The organism is Candidatus Rokuibacteriota bacterium, from assembly GCA_016188005.1.
Classification (GTDB): domain Bacteria; phylum Methylomirabilota; class Methylomirabilia; order Rokubacteriales; family CSP1-6; genus UBA12499.
This window is the reverse complement of record JACPIQ010000124.1, coordinates 1-17,165: the sequence shown is the minus strand read 5'-3', so window position 1 is coordinate 17,165 and position 17,165 is coordinate 1. Positions and strand designations below refer to the sequence as shown.

Annotated in this window: 15 protein-coding genes; all 15 read left to right on the top strand. The window is 71.1% G+C overall.

Features of this window, described 5'->3' with window-relative positions:
• Positions 1-17: 17 nt before the first annotated feature.
• Complete coding sequence (locus HYV93_24485; GenBank protein ID MBI2529131.1) at positions 18-878, top strand: acetyl-CoA carboxylase carboxyltransferase subunit beta; 861 nt, start codon at positions 18-20, stop codon at positions 876-878.
• Positions 875-2,182 (top strand): bifunctional folylpolyglutamate synthase/dihydrofolate synthase, encoded by a 1,308-nt coding sequence (locus tag HYV93_24480; GenBank protein MBI2529130.1) that lies wholly within the window; start codon positions 875-877, stop codon positions 2,180-2,182. The genes HYV93_24485 and HYV93_24480 overlap by 4 nt, the downstream gene beginning before the upstream one ends.
• 45 nt (positions 2,183-2,227) lie before the next feature.
• On the top strand, positions 2,228-4,393 hold the full coding sequence (locus tag HYV93_24475; GenBank protein ID MBI2529129.1) for an LPS-assembly protein LptD: 2,166 nt from the start codon (positions 2,228-2,230) through the stop codon (positions 4,391-4,393).
• A 35-nt stretch (positions 4,394-4,428) separates the two neighbouring features.
• Positions 4,429-5,493, top strand: a complete 1,065-nt coding sequence (locus tag HYV93_24470) for a DegT/DnrJ/EryC1/StrS family aminotransferase (protein ID MBI2529128.1) — start codon at positions 4,429-4,431, stop codon at positions 5,491-5,493.
• A gap of 11 nt (positions 5,494-5,504) precedes the next feature.
• Positions 5,505-5,840, top strand: coding sequence for a hypothetical protein (locus HYV93_24465; GenBank protein MBI2529127.1), 336 nt, complete (start codon positions 5,505-5,507; stop codon positions 5,838-5,840).
• Positions 5,831-6,715: a decaprenyl-phosphate phosphoribosyltransferase gene (locus HYV93_24460; protein MBI2529126.1), complete on the top strand. Its 885-nt coding sequence runs from the start codon at positions 5,831-5,833 to the stop codon at positions 6,713-6,715. The genes HYV93_24465 and HYV93_24460 overlap by 10 nt, the downstream gene beginning before the upstream one ends.
• Positions 6,703-8,052 (top strand): FAD-binding oxidoreductase, encoded by a 1,350-nt coding sequence (locus HYV93_24455; protein MBI2529125.1) that lies wholly within the window; start codon positions 6,703-6,705, stop codon positions 8,050-8,052. Before HYV93_24460 ends, HYV93_24455 begins: the two co-directional genes overlap by 13 nt.
• A gap of 135 nt (positions 8,053-8,187) precedes the next feature.
• Complete coding sequence (locus HYV93_24450) at positions 8,188-8,925, top strand: SDR family NAD(P)-dependent oxidoreductase (GenBank protein MBI2529124.1); 738 nt, start codon at positions 8,188-8,190, stop codon at positions 8,923-8,925.
• 40 nt (positions 8,926-8,965) lie between these two features.
• On the top strand, positions 8,966-9,796 hold the full coding sequence (locus tag HYV93_24445) for a crotonase/enoyl-CoA hydratase family protein (GenBank protein MBI2529123.1): 831 nt from the start codon (positions 8,966-8,968) through the stop codon (positions 9,794-9,796).
• Positions 9,797-10,111: 315 nt separating this feature from the next.
• A complete protein-coding gene (locus HYV93_24440) occupies positions 10,112-10,750 on the top strand; it encodes a GntR family transcriptional regulator (GenBank protein ID MBI2529122.1) in 639 nt (212 codons plus the stop codon).
• A gap of 16 nt (positions 10,751-10,766) precedes the next feature.
• Positions 10,767-12,002, top strand: coding sequence for a 4Fe-4S binding protein (locus tag HYV93_24435; GenBank protein MBI2529121.1), 1,236 nt, complete (start codon positions 10,767-10,769; stop codon positions 12,000-12,002).
• 40 nt (positions 12,003-12,042) lie between these two features.
• Positions 12,043-13,275: an ABC transporter substrate-binding protein gene (locus HYV93_24430; protein ID MBI2529120.1), complete on the top strand. Its 1,233-nt coding sequence runs from the start codon at positions 12,043-12,045 to the stop codon at positions 13,273-13,275.
• Between the two features lie 9 nt (positions 13,276-13,284).
• Positions 13,285-14,169, top strand: coding sequence for a branched-chain amino acid ABC transporter permease (locus HYV93_24425; protein MBI2529119.1), 885 nt, complete (start codon positions 13,285-13,287; stop codon positions 14,167-14,169).
• Entirely contained in the window at positions 14,169-15,125 is a 957-nt protein-coding gene (locus HYV93_24420; protein MBI2529118.1) for a branched-chain amino acid ABC transporter permease, read from the top strand. Before HYV93_24425 ends, HYV93_24420 begins: the two co-directional genes overlap by 1 nt.
• 3 nt (positions 15,126-15,128) lie before the next feature.
• On the top strand, positions 15,129-17,165 hold a 2,037-nt coding region (locus HYV93_24415), incomplete at its 3' end, for an FAD-binding protein (GenBank protein MBI2529117.1).

The window sequence follows — 17,165 nt, the reverse complement described above, 5'->3', positions numbered from 1 at the left end:
GACCTGACCCCATAGCGATGGCGTGGTTCTGGAAGAAGAAGGAAGGGGAGGAGCGGGCCAAGAAGGTCCAGATCGCCGAGGGCCTGTGGCTCAAGTGCGACTCGTGCAAGGAGATCGTCTACCGCGCCGAGGTGGAGCGGGCCGGCCGCGTCTGCCCGCGCTGCGGGTATCCGTTGCGGATCTCGGCCCGGGAGCGCATCGGCTCGCTCGTGGATCAGGGCTCCTTCGAGGAGCGCGATGCGGGGCTTGCCTCGCGGGACCCGCTGGAGTTCAAGGATACCAAGAAGTACACGGAGCGGATCAAGGCGGCGAAGAAGGCCACGGGGCTCGAGGAGGCGGTGCTCGCCGGCACCGCGCGCATCGGGGGGCACCCGGTAGTCCTCGCCGTCTTCGAGTTCGGCTTCATGGGAGGCAGCATGGCGTCCGTGGTCGGCGAGAAGCTGACACGGGCCATCGAGCTGGCCCTCCAGAAGCGCATCCCGCTCCTGATCGTGTCCGCCTCCGGGGGGGCCCGGATGCAGGAGGGGATCCTCTCCCTCATGCAGATGGCGAAGACTGCCGCCGCGCTCCATCGGCTCGGCGAGGAGCGCGTGCCGTACATCTCGCTCCTCACCGATCCCACCACCGGCGGGGTGACGGCCTCCTTCGCCATGCTCGGCGACATCGTCATGGCCGAGCCGCGGGCCCTGATCGGCTTCGCCGGCCCACGCGTGATCGCCGAGACCATCCGCCAGCCCCTCCCGGAGGGCTTCCAGCGCTCCGAGTTCCTCCTGCAGCACGGGCAGCTCGACCTCGTCGTCGAGCGGCGCGAGCTGAGGGAGACGCTCCGGCGCATCCTCGCCTTCTTCGGGGGACCGCCGCAGCAACCTGCTCCATGACGTACGGGGAGGCCGTGGCGCGCCTCCTCGGCCTCAGGGGTGGGGAGGTCGCGGGCATGCGGCCCGGGCTGGCGCGCATCCGCGCGCTGCTCGACGCCCTCGGCCAGCCGGAGCGCCAGTTCCGGATCGTGCAGGTCGGGGGCACCAACGGCAAGGGCTCGATCGCCGCCATGCTCGCGGCGATCCTCACTGCGGCGGGACACCGCACGGGACTCTACACCTCGCCACACCTCTGCTCGTTCCGCGAGCGCATCCGCGTGGACGGACGGCCCCTCGCCGAGGCGGACGTGGCCGACGGGGTGGAGGCGCTCGGCACCCTCGTCGCGCGGCTGGATGCGACCATGTTCGAGGCCGCCACGGCGCTGGCGCTGGACCACTTCGCGCGCCGGGCGGTGGAGATCGCGGTGCTGGAGGTGGGCCTCGGCGGCCGGCTGGACGCGACCACGGTGGGGTCGCCCGAGGTCGAGATCATCGCGCGGATCGACCACGACCACCAGGCGCAGCTCGGCCACACCCTCGCCGAGATCGCCGCCGAGAAGGCCCACATCATCAGGAGCGGGATCGCGTTGTCGGCCCGTCAGGAGCCGGAGGTCGAGCAGGTTCTGGTCCGGCGCGCCGCGGCCATGGCCGTCCCGCTCGCCTTCGAGGGCCGGGAGCTTCGGGTCTCGGCGGCGGCACCGGCCACCCTCGAGGGACAGCGCCTCGACCTGAGCGGTCCAGGCTGGCGCCTCGACGACGTGCGCTGCGCCCTCCTGGGTGTCTTTCAGCCGGGCAATGCGCTGGTCGCCGCGGCTGCCGCCCGTGCCCTCGGGGCGGGGGAGCGGGCCATCCGCGCGGGGCTCGCCGCCGTCCGTTGGCCCGGGCGCTTCCAGGTCCTTGGCCGCGACCCCACGCTGGTGCTCGACGGCGCCCACAATCCCGGCGGCGCGCGGGCGCTGGCCGCCTCGCTGCGCGCCCACTTCCCCGCGCAGCCCCTCACCCTCGTCATCGGGATCTCGGCGGACAAAGACCAGGTGGGAATCCTCGAGCCGCTGGCAGGCCTCGCCTCGCGGCTCATCGTCACCGCGTCCGCTCACCCTCGGGCGGCCTCCCCGGAGGCGCTGGCCCGGGTGGCGGCCGGCCTCAATCGCCCCCCGGGCTCGACGATCCAGACGGCGGCCTCGGCGGCCGAAGCCCTAGCCCTGGCCCTGTCCGCTCCCCGGACCCCCACAGTTTGTGTCGCAGGCTCGCTCTTCCTCATCGGCGAGGTCCTGGCCCAGCGCCCCGAAACTCCCGATATTCTTTGCGGTCTTGAGCGTGGCTGATAGCATAGGGGCCCGGCCCGGTTTGGGCCTCTCCGAGACGACCCCATGCAGCCTATGCGCCTGCGTCTGCCGCTCGCCAGCACCCTCCTCACGCTGGCCGCTGCCCTGCTCTTGACCGCTCCCGGGCCGCTCCTGGCCCAGCAGTCCCCGTTGACCCTCGCCGGGGATGGCGGCGAGATCAGCATCCTGGCCGACAGCATTCAGCAGGTGGGTGGGACGACGAACCTCCTGATCGCCGTCGGCAACGTGGAGATCACGCGCGGCGCCACCCGGCTCCTGGCCGATCGCGTGGAGCTTGACCGCGACACGGGCGAGGCAGTCGCCCAGGGCAAGGTCGTCTTCTACGATGGCGAGGACCGGCTCGTGGGCGAGCGCATCGACTACAACCTGCGGACGGGAACCGGCGTCGTCTACCACGGCTCGGCCTTCTCGGCACCCTACTACTCGCTCTCCGGCGAGCGCCTGGATCGTGTCGGCGAGGGCGTCTACGAGGTCCGGCAGGGGGTCTTCACCACGTGCGAGGGCGACGAGCCCGCCTGGTCGGTGAGGGTCGGCTCGGCCACCGCCGACCTCAACGACTTCATCTCCGGGCGCGACGCCTCGTTCTGGGTCGGCAAGGTGCCGCTGATCCCGTGGATCCCCTACTTCGCCGCCGCCATCCGCCGCGAGCGGCAGTCGGGCTTCCTGTTCCCGCGACTCGGCATCTCGAGCACCAAGGGGGTCTTCGCCAAGATCCCCTATTTCTGGGCCATCGGCGACAGCCAGGACGCCACCCTGACGCTCGACGCCTATGCCAAGCGCGGCGTCGGCCTGGAGGGCGAGTACCGCTACCTCCTCTCGGAGCAGGCGCGCGGAGTCGCGCGCGCCTTCTACATCCACGAGGCACTGAGAGACACCCAGGGCCGCAAGGACACCCGCAACGGGGAGGACCGGGAGTCCTTCTCCCTGAGGCACGACTGGCAGATCGCGCCGCGGATGGCGCTCAAGGTCGACGCGAACGTCGTCTCCGACGACTTCGTCCTCCGGGAGTACGGGGACCGGCTCCACGAGCGCACGAGCCAGCGCACCGAGACCACCGTCTCGCTCTCGCAGCGCTGGGAGGCGTGGAGCCTCGTGGGGGCCGTCCTGTGGTACCAGGACCTCACGACCACGCGGCCCGTGGAGCTGCAGCGGGTGCCGGAGGTCCGGCTGCGGGGGCACCGGCAACCCGTCCCTGGCGTGCCCGGCCTCCTCTACGAGGTGGAGTCCTCGTTCACCGAGTTCGTCCGCGTCGTGGGTCCCGAGGGCCCGCGGCTCGATCTCCACCCGCGCCTCTTCCTGCCCGTCCCCGTGGCGGGGCTCCTGACCCTGACGCCTTTCGCCGGGGGCCGCGCGACCTATTACGACCAGCGCGTCATCGGCCAGCGGAACGCGCGGGTCGGCGGGTTCCCGGTGGAGGAGGCCGTGCGCGAGGACCGGGTGAGGCGGCAGGTCGAGGGCGGCGTGGAGGCCGAGACCCGCGCCTCGCGCGTCTACGCCCTCGGCGGCGCCGGCGGGCTCGCCGCCGTCCAGCACCTCGTCGAGCCCCGCGCAACGTGGCTCGAGATCCGCGGCGAGGACCAGAAGGCCCTGCCCCTGTACGATACGGACATCGACCGGGTCGGCAAGGTGAGCCAGGTCACCTACTCGCTCACCAACCGCGTGAACGGCAAGACCGTCGCCGGCCCCAACCAGGAGGCCGTGCGCTGGGAGATGGCGCGGCTCGTCGTGAGCCAGACCTACAACCTCCTGCCCGGCGCCGCGGAGCCCTTCAAGGACCTCCGGGCCGACGTGCTGCTCAAGCCCAGCGAGCACTTCGGCCTGCGGGGTGAGGCGGCCTGGAACGTGTACGGTCTCGGCATGCGGACGGCCGGAGTCGGCGCCACGGGCAGCTACCGGGACGTCAGCGCCGAGGTGGGGACGCGCTTCGACGAGATCACCGGCTACCACACGGTGGACGGCGGCGTCGCGGGCCGGCTCACGCGCCACCTGGCCGCGCGCGCCGCCACCAGCTGGGACGTAAACCAGGGCGTCGCCGTGGAGCACCGCTTCGGCCTCGACCTCAGCTGGCAGTGCTGGGCTATCGCGCTCGAGTACGTGGCGCGCCACCAGAACGAGGATGAGCTGCGCTTCTCCGTGAACCTCCTGGGGCTGGGCCAGGTCGGCGCGCGCGCCGGCACGAGCCTCCGGTGATCCCGCAGATCGACCTCAAGCGCCAGCACGAGGCGATGCGGGCCGAGCTCCTCGACGCGGCCTCCCGCGTCCTCACCTCGGGCTGGTTCATCCTGGGTCCCGAGGGACGGGCGCTCGAGGCCGAGCTGGCCGCCCTCTGCCAGGCCGGCCACGGGGTCGGCGTCAACTCGGGCACGGACGCGCTCCTGTTCGCCCTCAAGGCGCTGGGCGTCCAGCCGGGCGACGAGGTGATCACCTCCGCCTTCTCCTTCGTGGCCTCGGGGAGCACCATCGCGCTGTGCGGGGCCAGGCCCGTGTTCGTGGACGTGGATCCCGTCACCCTCAACCTGGACCCGGCGCTGGTGGAGCGGGCCATCACCCCCCGCACGCGCGCCGTGGTGCCGGTCCACCTCTACGGCCAGGTCGCCGCCATGGATGCCCTCATCGCCCTGGCCCGCGCCCGGGGGCTCGCCGTGATCGCCGATGCCGCCCAGGCCGTGGGAGCGACCTACGCCGGCCGCGGCGTGGGCGCCTGGGGGGACGCCGCGTGCCTCTCCTTCTACCCGACGAAGAACCTGGGCGCCTGTGGCGACGGCGGCATGGTGCTCACCAACCGAGAGGACGTGGCCCAGCGGGTGCGCAGGCTCCGCGACCACGGCGCGCTCCGCAAGTACGAGCACCCGGAGCTGGGGCACTCGAGCCGGCTCGACGAGCTGCAGGCCGCCTTCCTCCGCGTCAAGCTCCCGCGGTTGCCCCAGTGGAACGAGGCGCGCCGTCGCCTGGCTGCCCGCTACCGCGCCCTGCTCGACGGGCTGCCGCTTACCCTGCCGGTGGAGCGGCCGCCGGCGCAGCACATCTACCACCAGTTCACGGTGCGCTCGACGCAGCGGGACGCCCTCGTGAAAGGGCTCGAGGATCTCGGGGTCGGGACGGCGGTCCACTACCCGACCATCCTCCCCGCCCAGCCGCTGTTCCGGGAGGCGGGCGGCGAGGCCGCCTTCCCCGTGGCCGCCCGGGCCGCGCGCGAGGTCCTGTCACTGCCCTGCTTTCCGGAGCTCGCCGACGAGGAGGTGCGGACCGTGGCGGCCGCCGTCCGGACGGTGCTCTCGCGCCTCTCCTGAGCGCCGCCCAGATGAACGCGCTTGCCCGCGCGCTGAAGGGGCGACTCCAGTCGCGGTCGGCGACCGTCGCAGTCGTGGGGCTCGGTTACGTGGGCCTGCCTCTGGCGGTGGCATTCGCCCGGGCCGGCTTCGCCGTGATCGGCGTGGACGCCGACCGTCGGCGGGTGGAGCAGCTGGCCCGCGGCGACAACGAGCTGGCCGTCATGTGCCGCCACCTGGGGCTCTCGGTGTGGGGGATCGTCGCGGCGGCGGCGACCAAGCCCAGGGGGTCAGGTCTTGCAATCCGACACGTCGCCCCGGCCCCACCGCTCTCGGGCTCCCCTGATGGGGGCGTGGCGTGCGCGTGATCGCGGCGACGGTGGCCTCGCTCAGGCCGAAGCAGTGGGTGAAGAACCTCTTCGTCTTCGCCGGGGTGATCTTCTCCCAGCAGCTCTTCACGCCGCTCATCTGGCCTGCGCTGGCGGCCTTCGTGCTCTTCTGCGCGCTCTCGGGCGCCATGTACCTCCTCAACGACGTGGCGGACGCCGAGAAGGACCGCTTGCACCCCGTCAAGCGCCACCGTCCGGTGGCGGTGGGGGCGCTGCCGCGCGGGGGCGCCCTGGTGTTCGGCGCGGGGCTCCTCGGGGCGAGCCTGGCCGGGGCCTTCGCGCTCTCCTGGCGCTTCGGCCTCGTGGCGGCGGGCTACGGCGCGCTGCTCACCGCCTACTCGCTGTGGCTCAAGCACCTGGTGATCCTGGACGTGCTCACGGTGGCGGTGGGCTTCGTGCTCCGAGCCGTGGCCGGCGCCGTCGCCGTGGAGGTGGAGATCTCCGGGTGGCTCCTGATCTGCACCGTCCTCATCGCGCTCTTCCTGGCCCTGGGCAAGCGGCGCCACGAGTACCTCACACTGCACGGCGAGGCCGCGGCCCACCGGCCGATCCTGGCGGAGTACAGCGAGGGTTTCCTCGACCAGATGATCGCCGTGGTCACCGCCTCCACCGTCACGGCCTACGCGCTCTACACGATGTCCCCCGAGACGGTGGCCAAGTTTCACACCCGCCTCCTGCCGCTCACCCTGCCCTTCGTGCTCTACGGCATCTTCCGCTACCTCTACCTGCTCTACCGCCGACAGCTCGGCGGCAACCCTTCCGACCTCCTGCTCAACGACCGCGCGCTGCTCGTGAACACGGCGCTCTGGATGCTCGCGCTCCTGGTGCTGATCTACGCCCCGTGGACAGGCTGAGCCCGCGCCTCGAGCCCGTCGCCGGCTGGGGCCGCCGGCTGGGGCGCCGCGGCCGCGTGGCACGGCCGGAGCGCCTGGGCGCGCCGCCCCCCGCGGAGCGGTGCCTCCTGGCCCGGGGGCTCGGCCGCGCCTATGGCGACGCGGCAGTACCCTCCAGCGAGGCGGCGCTGGTGCTGGAGACGACGCGGGCCGACCGCATCCTGGGGTGGGATCCGCACACCGGGCGGCTTCGCTGCGAGGCGGGGCTCAGCGTCGGCGAGATGCTGCGCCTCTTCCTCCCGCGGGGCTGGTTCCCGCCGGTGACGCCGGGGACGCGGCACGTGACCGTGGGCGGTTGCGTGGCCTGCGACGTGCACGGCAAGAACCACCACCGGGACGGCTCCTTCGGCCGCTTCGTCGAGCGCCTGACAGTTCTGGTGGCGGACGGGCGGCTCGTGGACTGCGGGCCCGACCTCGAGCGCGAGCTCTTCCTCGCCACGGTGGGCGGCATGGGGCTCACGGGGCTCATCGTGGAGGCCACGCTCCGGCTGCGCCCCGTCGAGAGCCCGTGGATGGCGGTCGAGACCGAGGGCGTCCCCGATCTGGCGGCCATGGTGGCGGGACTCGCGGCCTCGGCCAGGCAGTGGCCCTACACGGTGGGCTGGATCGACTGCCTGGCGCGGGGCCGGGCGCTCGGGCGCGGCGTGCTCATGCGCGGCCGCCACGCCACCTGCGCCGAGGCCGGCACCCGCGCGCCCGCGCCGCGCCGCCCCTGGCGCGTGCCGGCCGACGCCCCGGAGTGGCTCCTGAGCCCGCTGCTGATGCGCGGCTTCAACCGCATGTACCACTGGACCCACGGCGGCCGCCCGCGCCAGCGGCTGGTACCCCACGAGTCGTTCTTCTACCCGCTGGATGCGGTGGGCGACTGGAACCGGATGTACGGGCGGCGCGGCTTCCTCCAGTATCAGTGCGTGGTGCCCCGGGCCGCGGGGCCCGGCGCGCTCAGCCGCCTGCTCGAGCGCCTCGCGGCCGCGGGTGCGGCCTCCTTCCTCGCCGTGATCAAGGACTGCGGCCCGGCGGGCGAGGCCTATCTCTCCTTCCCCCTGGAGGGCATGACCCTCGCCCTCGATTTGCCGTATCGCGGCCCCGCCACGGAGGCGCTCGTCCACGACCTGAACGCCGCGGTGATCGAGGCCGGCGGCCGGATCTACCTGGCCAAGGACGCCGTGACGCGGGCGGCGGATTTCGAGAAGATGATGCCGCGCCTCAAGGAGTGGCAAGCCGTGCGCGACCGCTGGGACCCCGAGCGGCGCTTCCGCTCGGCCCAGTCCGTCCGCCTCCTGGGAGACCCGGAATGACGACATTGTCTGGCGAGCCGCAGCCGGAGGCGAGGCGAGCGGATATGGGAGGGGGGCGAGCGTGAGCGAGCCGGGCGAGCCGCAGCCGGAGGCGAGGCGAGCCGACATGGGAACGGGCGAGCGTGAGGGAGCCCCATGAGAGTCGCCTTCGTCGGCGCGACCCGCGGGATGGGCCGGGCGCTCAGCCGGCTCATGGCCGAGCGTGGGGAGGCCCTGTGCCTCCTCGGCCGCGACGCGGCCGAGCTGGCCGCCTCGGCGCGGGACCTCGAGGCCCGCGGGGCGGCGGGGCCCGTGCAGACGGCACCTCTGGATCTGGCTCGTCCGGCCGGCTTCGAGGCGGCCCTGGCCGCGGCGGACGAGGCCCTCGGCGGCATCGACACGCTGGTGGTGACGGGGGGCCTGCTGGATCCGTCCGAGGCGCTCCAGCGGGACATGGCTCGGCTCGAGCAGCTGCTCCACGTGAACTTCACGGGGACCGTGGTGCTCTGCCAGCTGGCCGCCGAGCGGCTGGCGGCCCGCGGCGGCGGGCGGCTCTGCGTCTTCAGCAGCGTGGCCGGCGACCGCCCGCGACGCAGCAACTACCTCTACGGCGCCTCCAAGGCCGGGCTGTCGGCCTTCCTCGAGGGACTGGGCCATGCCTATGCCGAGCGCGGCGTGAGCGTGCTCTGCGTGAAGCCGGGCTTCGTCCGGACCGGCCTCACGGAAGGGCTGCCGGTGCCGCCCTTCGCCGGGGAGCCGGAGCCCGTGGCCCGGACGGTGCTGAAGGCGCTCGATGCTGGCCGGCGCGTGGTCTATGCCCCGCCGGTGTGGCGGTGGATCATGCTCGTCATCCGCTTGCTGCCTCACGCCGCGATGCGCCGCATCCGCTTCTGAGGCCGCCGCGCCAACCCATGCCGGAACCAGGGAGGTCGCCATGCCCGCTGCCCCGGTGCTCTACGCCCGAGACGGACGCATTGCCCGCATCACGCTGAACCGGCCCGAGAAGCTCAACGCCATCGACGGCGAGATGCCGCGGGCGCTGCGCCAGGCTGTGGAGGAGGCCGGCCGAGACGACGCCGTCCACGTGATCCTGCTGTCGGGCACCGGGCGGGCCTTCTGCGCCGGCTACGACCTCGAGCGCTACGCCGAGCGGCCCCGGCCCCAGGAGTACAGCCAGGACCTTCCGTGGGACCCGATGCTCGACTACCAGGGGATGAGCGAGAACACCGCCTGCTTCATGAGCCTCTGGCGGAGCTTCAAGCCAGTGATCTGCAAGGTGCATGGCTACGCCGTCGCGGGGGGCAGCGACATCGCCCTCTGCGCGGATCTGGTCGTCATGGCCGATGAGGCGCGGATCGGCTATCCGCCGGCGCGGGTGTGGGGCTGTCCCACCACAGCCATGTGGGTGTATCGGGTCGGCGCCGAGCGCGCGAAGCGCCTGCTCCTCACGGGGGACCTGATCACGGGCAGCGAGGCGGCGCGCATCGGGCTCGTCTCCGAGGCTGTGCCGGCGCTGGAGCTCGACCTCGCCGTGGAGCGGCTGGCCGCCCGGATGGCCGGGGTGCCGCGGAACCAGCTCATGATGCAGAAGCTCATGGTCAACCAGGCCTACGAGAACATGGGGCTCGCCGCCACGCAGATGATCGCCACCCTGTTCGACGGCATCACCCGCCACACCCCCGAGGGCTTCGCCTTCAAGACCCGCTGCGAGCAGGTGGGCTTCAAGCAAGCCGTCCGCGAAAGGGACAGCGGCGAGCCAATCTAGCCCACCCTTGAGGTTGGCGCAGGCCCGCTCCACCTCGCTGACTTCTCTGCAGGTCCGCACGGCCTCGACGGGGATGAGGGAGGCCTCCTCGGTCACAAGGCCTGCCGACTCATGCCAAAGGGTCCCTCCTCGGCCCGCGTCGCTTCCCGCCGATCACGCCCGCCCCAACCGGCGCATGCACGATCGGCGACCCTCGCCGAGGCCGGACGAACTACGAGACTGAGACAGACGCCTCATTGACGTCGGCGCGGCTGAGCGACGAGAGTGCAACCTGAGCAGAGCTGGTATGCCAGAGATATGTCAGCACCGTGAGCCATGTCAGCACAGCCGGTGACCCCGAGCCTCACCGAGCGCGTCTACCGGGCGCTTCGGCGCGACATCCTCTCCGGGGCCCTGAAGCCAGGCGACCCGATCCCCGTCAGGCTCCTCGCCCGGCGTTACCGTGCGAGCCGGACCCCCATCAGGGAAGCCCTCATCCGGTTGGCTCAGGAGGGGTTCGCGAACATACACCCCCGGCGGGGCGTGTTCGCCACCGGCGTGTCGCTCAAGGAGCTCCACGAGGTCTTCCAAGTCCGCGAGATGCTAGAAGGCTTCGCCGCGCGGCTGGCGTGCCAGAACCCGGACAAGCAGGCGCTGGACGCCTTCGAGGAAGAGCTGGGGCTGGCGCGCAAGAGCGGGCGGTACCAGGACCTCATCGCTGTGGGGCTGAAGATCCACGAGTGGATTGGCAGGGCTTCCAACAATGCGACGCTCGCCGGCATCCTCGAGACGCTGCACGGCCACATGACCCGCATCTTCGCGATCTTCGTCGCTAACCAGACCGTCGCCCAGGAGGCGTATGGACAGTATCAGGAGATCATCGACGCCATCCGCGACGGGAAGCCCGATGAGGCCGAGAGGGCGATGCAGCGGCACATCGCCCTCTGCAGGGAGCACTTGCTGAGGAGCGTGTGAGAAAGGAGCCAGCGAGATGAGCCGGTTGGAGATAGACGTCTGCGGAGTGAAGCTCAAGAACCCCCTTGTCGTCGCCTCGGCGACTCCCACGAAGAACGCCGAGTTCTTCCGGCGGTCGTTCGAGAGCGGGGCGGCGGCGGCGGTGGCGAAGACCGTGATTCCCGACGAGATGGGCGGCCAGCCGATGCGCACCTACGTGCGGCCGCGGTTCACGATTCTGAACAGGAAGGCCTACCCTCACTCCTTCACCCACTACTCCAGCGAGTTCGCCTGCGAGTACCGGCCGGAGGAGTGGATGAACGAGCTCAAGCAGGCGAAGAAGTACGCTGAGGAGAACGATGCCCGGCTGATCGGAAGCATGGGCGCCATCTCGCTCGAGAACTGGCGGAACCTCGCGCGCGCTCACGAGGATGCCGGTTGCGACATGCTCGAGGCCTGGATGTTCGCGTGCCCGAACCTCTCCGGATCGTCGATCTCGAGCTCGGGCGGTCTGTCTCTCGCATTCGACCAGTGGGTGGACATGATCGGGACGGCCGTGCAGAGCGTCCGCATCCCCATCTTCGTCAAGGTCGGCTCGGAGTTCGGGATCCATTCGATCCTCGGCGGCGCCCATGCGGCGAAGAAGGGCGGGGCGGCAGGGGTGACGGTGGGCGACCGGACGTCGGCGCTGGAGGTCGATCTCAAGACAGGACGGCCGCTGCTCGCCGGCGGCTTCTCGGGCTGCGGTGGTCCGTGGATGCGCCCCATTGTCCAGAAGTTCGTGGTCCGCGTGGCCCAGGAGGTGGGTCTGCCCATCGCGTTCAGCGGCGGGATCTGGACTTGGGAGGATGTGGTGAAAGTACTCATGGTCGGCTCGACGACCGTCCAGGTCTGCACGGCGATCATGTACTCGAAGAAGGGCTACGGCATCATCCGCGATCTCGTCGGTGGCCTGGACCGCTATCTCGTCCAGAACGGCTACGCCTCGGTGAACGATCTCCGAGGGATCTCGCTGCCCCAACTCAGGACCTTCGACACGCTGGAGCGCACCCCGAAGGGCGAGATCTACATGGATGTGATCCGCGACCTGTGCGACGGCTGCGGCTACTGTTCGCACTGGTGCTACTACGACGCGATCACCTTCGGATCCGATCGCATCGCGATCGTCGACAAGGAGAAGTGCGATGGCTGCGGGCTCTGCCTGGCCCTCTGCCCGCAGGACGCCTTCGAGATGCGGGGGAGCGTCCCCGTCTACATGGGCCTCGATTCGTAGCGGCCGCTCGCGCAACGCACAGCGCCGAGGAGGGATCGAAATGAGAGCCACGCGGAGTTTCGTCGTGTCGGTCGCGCTGACGCTGCTAATGGTGCCCGGTCTGGCGCTCGGGGCGGGGGACCGCACCGGGGTGACCAGGGACACGATCACCGTCGGGATGTTCGGCTTCTACACGGGCGCGGGCTCCTTCTACGGGACCGGCGCCCGGGACGGCGCCATGATGGTGATCAACGAGGTCAACGCGGCGGGTGGCGTTCACGGGCGCACCGTCAAGGTCATCGTCGAGGATGACCGGAGCACGCCGGCGGGCTCCATCGCTGCCGCCCGCAAGCTCCTCCACAACGACAAGGTCTTCGCCCTGATCAACCAGGGCGGATCCAATCCCTTCGTTGCCACGCTCCCGATCCTCAAGGAGTCCAACGTCCCCGTGTTCGTCCAGATCCCGTCCTCCCCGAAGGTGACCCGGCCGTTCCACAAGACGATCTTCCGCGCCGCGTCCTTCAACGACCAGCTCCAGGGCTGGCTCCTGGCCGACTTCGTGATGCAGCACCTCAAGCCCGCGCGGGTGGGGATCCTCAACCAGTCCGACGACTACGGCAAGGTCGGCGCGCAGTACGTCATCGAGCGCTTGCAGGCCCAGCACAAGGTGACGCCGGTGGCGGTGGTCGAGCACGACCGCGACGCCACCGATCTCTCGGCCCAGGTGCTGAAGCTGAGGGAAGCAAAGCCGGACGTGGTGATCCTCTACACGTACCTCCGCCCCGGGGCCATCTACCTCCGGCAGGCGAAGGAGCTCGGCCTGAGCGCCAAGACGGTGGGCTCGGTGGCCTCCGGCCAGCGCGTGACGGTGAGCCTGGCGGGCGAGTACGCCGAGGGGGCCATGTTCCTGACCTACATCCCCGTCATCGAGGAGTCCGACGACCCGCGGATGGTGGCCTTCACCAAGAAGTGGAAGGCAGCCTACCCGAACGTGATCGATCCCGGGCGTCCTGGCCTGCCCGACATCATCGGGTACGTGGCCACGCGGCTGTTCGTGAAGGCGATCGAGGCGGCGGGGCCCGACCTCACGCGCGAGGGGCTGGTCGCCGCGCTGGAGAAGACCCGCGGGTTCTCGCACGACGGACTCATGATGTCCATCAGCTTCACCCCCACCAACCACGACGGTATGAGCGAGGCCACGTTCTTCCAGATCACCGGCAAGAAGCGCCAGCTGATGAACGTGGTCGTGGGGGGGCGCAAGGTCCTGGACGAGATCGTCAACATGAAGCCGTAGGTCGGTTCGGTGGCCATGGAGCTGTTTCTCCAGCAAGTGGCGAGCGGGGTGGTGTCTGGGTCCATCTACGCCTTGATCGCGCTGGGCTACGTGATCATCTACAAGGCCACCGACGTGGTGAACTTCGCCCAGGGCGACCTGATGATGGCGGGCGCCTACAGCGGCATCGTCGCCTATAGCCTGCTCGGTCTGCCGTTCGGGGTGGCGCTGGCCGCCGCCGTGGCGGTGGGCACGATCCTCGGCCTCGCCGTCGGGGGCACGGTGTCGACGATGCTGGTCCGCTTCAAGTCGTCGCTGGTCAACACCATCATCCTCACGCTGTCCATCGGCATCGTGCTGAACAGCCTGGCCATGCTGATCTTCGGGCCGAACCCCTATCCGCTGCCCACCTCGTTCGGCAAGGAGCCGGTCATCTTCGGCGGGATCCGGATCACGCCGCTCAGCCTGATGATCATCGCCTTCTCGGCCGTCGTCATGGCCGCGCTCTTCGCCTTCTTCCGCTACACCTGGGTGGGCAAGGCCATGCGGGCGACGGCCCAGAACCGCGACGCGGCGAGCCTCATGGGCATCGACGTGGGGCGGATGTTCGCGCTGTCGTGGACGCTCGGCAGCGTGCTGGGGGCGCTGGGCGGCGTGCTCCTGGCCCCTCTGATTCACGCTGAGCCCTCCATGGGGATCGTCGCGGTGAAAGCCTTCGCTGCGGCCATCATCGGGGGGTTCACGAGCCTGCCTGGCGCGATCGTGGGGGGGCTCTTGCTGGGTATTCTCGAGAACCTCGCCGGCGGCTACCTCTCGATGGCGTTCAAGGACGGGATCGCCTACCTGGTGCTGGGCGCGATCCTCCTGGTGAAGCCCACGGGCTTCTTCGAGCGCCAGGCCGTCCGGCGCGTCTGATGTCCGGGCGGCTCGGCGGTCTCTGGTGGGTCCTGGCGCTCGTCGGCGCCGCCGGCTCTGCCCCCGTCGTCGGCGTCTACGCGCTCTACCTCATGAGCCTCGCCGGCGTCGCGGTGATCGTCTCGCTGGGCATGGACGTCCTCATGGGCGTGGCGGGTCAGATCAGCCTGGGCCACGCCGCCTTCTATGGGATCGGCGCCTATACCGGCGCACTCCTCTCGGCCAAGAGCGTGCCCTTCTGGCTGTCGCTCCCCGTCGCGGGGATAATCGCCGCGGCGGTGGGCGTCGTCGTCGGGCTCCCGGCCCTGCGCGTCAGCGGCCACTACCTGGCGCTGATGACGCTCGCCTTCGGCGAGGTCGCCCGCCTGGTCTTCCTCCACTGGGAGTCCCTGACCGGCGGCGCTTCGGGGCTGCCCGTCTCACGGCCCGCGCTCCCCCCCGGAATCCGACCGGAGCTCGGGTACTTCTACCTGATCCTCGTCGTCGTCGCCGTCCTCGCCTGGTTCATGCAGAACCTCCTGCGCACCCGCCCCGGACGGGCGCTCCTGGCGCTCGGCGACTCCGAGATCGGGGTGGCGTGCTCGGGGGTGAGCGTGGTCACCTGGAAACTGGTCGCCTTCGGGCTCTCGACCTTCTATGCGGGCGTCGCCGGAGCCCTCTTCGGTCCGCTCATCGGGTTCATCGACCCGGCGTCGTTCACGATCATCACCTCGCTGATGTTCGTGATGATGATCGTGGTGGGCGGCCGCGGCACCTTCGGCGGCGCCATTGTCGGCGCCGTCATCATCACGCTCTTGCCCGAGTTCTTGCGGACCACGAAGGACCTCCAGTTCATGGCGTTCGGTCTCATCCTGGGCGGCTCGGTGCTCTTCATGCCGCGGGGCGTGTGGGGACTCGCTCGCGCGGCCGCCCTCTGGTGTCGCGGACCGCTCGCGGGTGCCCGGGCGGGAGGCTGAGGCGTGCCCCCCCTCCTCGAGGTCGATCGCCTGACGGTTCGCTTCGGCGGCCTCGACGCGCTGGGCGAGGTGAGCTTCTCGGTGGGGCCCCGCGAGATCTGCGGGTTGATCGGCCCCAACGGGTCCGGCAAGACCACGCTCCTCAACGCCGTGACCGGGATCGTCCGACCGACCCGGGGCGACATCCGGCTTGACGGTCGCTCGCTTCTCGGCCTCCGGCCCAACCAGATCGCGGCGCTGGGGGTCCGGCGCACGTTCCAGAACCTCGAGATCTTCCGCCGCCTGAGCGTGCTCGACAACGTGCTGGTGGGCAGCCATCTCCGGGTGCGACACGGGTTGTTCGGCTCGGGGCTCCGGCTGCCGTCGGCGGTGAGGGCTGAGGCCAGCGCGGTGGAGGAGGCGCGGGCGTTGCTCGCACTGGTCGGGCTTGACCCGGTGCGTGACACACCGGCGGCGGACCTCTCGTTCGGTGACCAACGGCTCCTGGAAGTGGTGCGCGCGCTCGCGGCCCGGCCGCGCCTCCTGCTCCTCGACGAGCCGGCGGCCGGGCTGAGCCGGCCGAAGATCCAGGAGCTCAAGACCCTTCTCCGCCGTCTCCGGAGCGAGCTGGACCTCACGATCCTCCTCGTCGAGCATGTCATGGCGCTCGTGATGGACGTCTCCGAGCGCGTCGTCGTCCTGGACTCGGGCCGGCTGATCCTGGACGGGACGCCCGCCCAGGCGCAGACCGACGAGCGCGTACGCCGCGTGTACCTTGGCAGCGCGCTCGGCGAGGGGACCCGCACCCGGAGGCGGCCGGGTGGCCGGGCCCGGCCCGAGGTGCGGCGCGCCGTCATCGAGACCGACGTGCTGGTGGTGGGGGGAGGGGCGGCTGCGGTGCGGGCCGCCATCGAGAGCCAATCGGCGGGAGCCCGGACCCTGCTGGTGAGCAAGGGGCCCATCGGCAAGTCGGGCAACACGCCGATGGCGGGCGGGGGCGTGCAGGCAGTCCTCGACCCGACCGACACGATCGAGCTCCACTTGAGAGACACCCTTCGCGAGGCCGGCGGCCTCGGTTCCCCCGCGCTGGCCCGGCGCCTGGTCGAGGAGGCCCCCGCCCGCCTCAGAGACCTCGAGCGCTACGGGGTGCTCTTCCAGCGAATGCCCGACGCGTCGCTGCGCTTGTTCAGCATGCCGGGCTTCTCTCGCCCGCGGAACGCGTACGTGCGGGGCGGCGGGTGGGGACTGGTCTCGGCGCTCGATCGACAGCTCGGCCGGCGCGGCGTCGACGTGCTGGAAGACGCGATGCTTGTGGAACTCGTAACCGATGGGCAGCGCGTGACGGGTGCAGTCCTGGTCGACCTCCTCACCGGCCGCGTCAGCGGGGTGCGCGCGCGGGCGGTCGTGCTGGCCACGGGAGGGTACGAGGCAATCTGGTCGTTCACCGACGCCTCCTCCGATGCGACCGGCGAGGGGACGGTGGCGGCGTGGGAGGCGGGGGCGCGGCTCACCGACCTGGAGATGGTTCTCTTCTATCCCAGCGTGGTCTGCCATCCCCGCGCGCTCCGGGGCATGGCCTTCTACTACGAGTTCGTGCTCTCGGAGGCGCTCGCCGGCGGCCGTCTCCTGAACGGACGCGGCGACGAATTCTTGGGTGGGTTCCCCGTCCGTGACCGGCTCTCTCGCGCCATCGCCGCCGAGGTCGCCGAAGGGCGCGGGACGCCGCACGGCGGCGTCTGGACCGACCTCCGCTGCTCGCCCCGGAGCCCGGAGGAGCTCGGGCGGCTCCTCCAGCAGTGGATGCCGGGGGAGTTCAAGCGCCAGCTCCGGCTCGGGATCGACCCCCGCACGACGCCGCTCGAGGTCTACCCGGGCGTCCACTACTGCCTCGGCGGGGTGGAGATCGACCCCGAGTGCCGCACCTCGGTGTCTGGCCTGTTCGCGGCGGGCGAGGTCACCGGCAACGTGCACGGCGTGAACCGCCTGGCCGGGAACGCGCTGAGCGAGACGCAGGTGTTCGGCGCCGCGGCCGGACTCGCGGCGGCACGCGCGGAGCCCGGG

Bases quoted from the DNA above. Each gene is read 5' to 3' on its own strand.
- HYV93_24435 (MBI2529121.1), top strand. From the start codon at position 10,767: ATGAGCCGGTTGGAGATAGACGTCTGCGGAGTGAAGCTCAAGAACCCC.
- HYV93_24465 (MBI2529127.1), top strand. From the start codon at position 5,505: ATGAACGCGCTTGCCCGCGCGCTGAAGGGGCGACTCCAGTCGCGGTCG.
- HYV93_24430 (MBI2529120.1), top strand. From the start codon at position 12,043: ATGAGAGCCACGCGGAGTTTCGTCGTGTCGGTCGCGCTGACGCTGCTA.
- HYV93_24450 (MBI2529124.1), top strand. From the start codon at position 8,188: ATGAGAGTCGCCTTCGTCGGCGCGACCCGCGGGATGGGCCGGGCGCTC.
- HYV93_24445 (MBI2529123.1), top strand. From the start codon at position 8,966: ATGCCCGCTGCCCCGGTGCTCTACGCCCGAGACGGACGCATTGCCCGC.
- HYV93_24485 (MBI2529131.1), top strand. From the start codon at position 18: ATGGCGTGGTTCTGGAAGAAGAAGGAAGGGGAGGAGCGGGCCAAGAAG.
- HYV93_24480 (MBI2529130.1), top strand. From the start codon at position 875: ATGACGTACGGGGAGGCCGTGGCGCGCCTCCTCGGCCTCAGGGGTGGG.
- HYV93_24420 (MBI2529118.1), top strand. From the start codon at position 14,169: ATGTCCGGGCGGCTCGGCGGTCTCTGGTGGGTCCTGGCGCTCGTCGGC.
- HYV93_24440 (MBI2529122.1), top strand. From the start codon at position 10,112: ATGTCAGCACAGCCGGTGACCCCGAGCCTCACCGAGCGCGTCTACCGG.
- HYV93_24475 (MBI2529129.1), top strand. From the start codon at position 2,228: ATGCAGCCTATGCGCCTGCGTCTGCCGCTCGCCAGCACCCTCCTCACG.
- HYV93_24470 (MBI2529128.1), top strand. From the start codon at position 4,429: ATGCGGGCCGAGCTCCTCGACGCGGCCTCCCGCGTCCTCACCTCGGGC.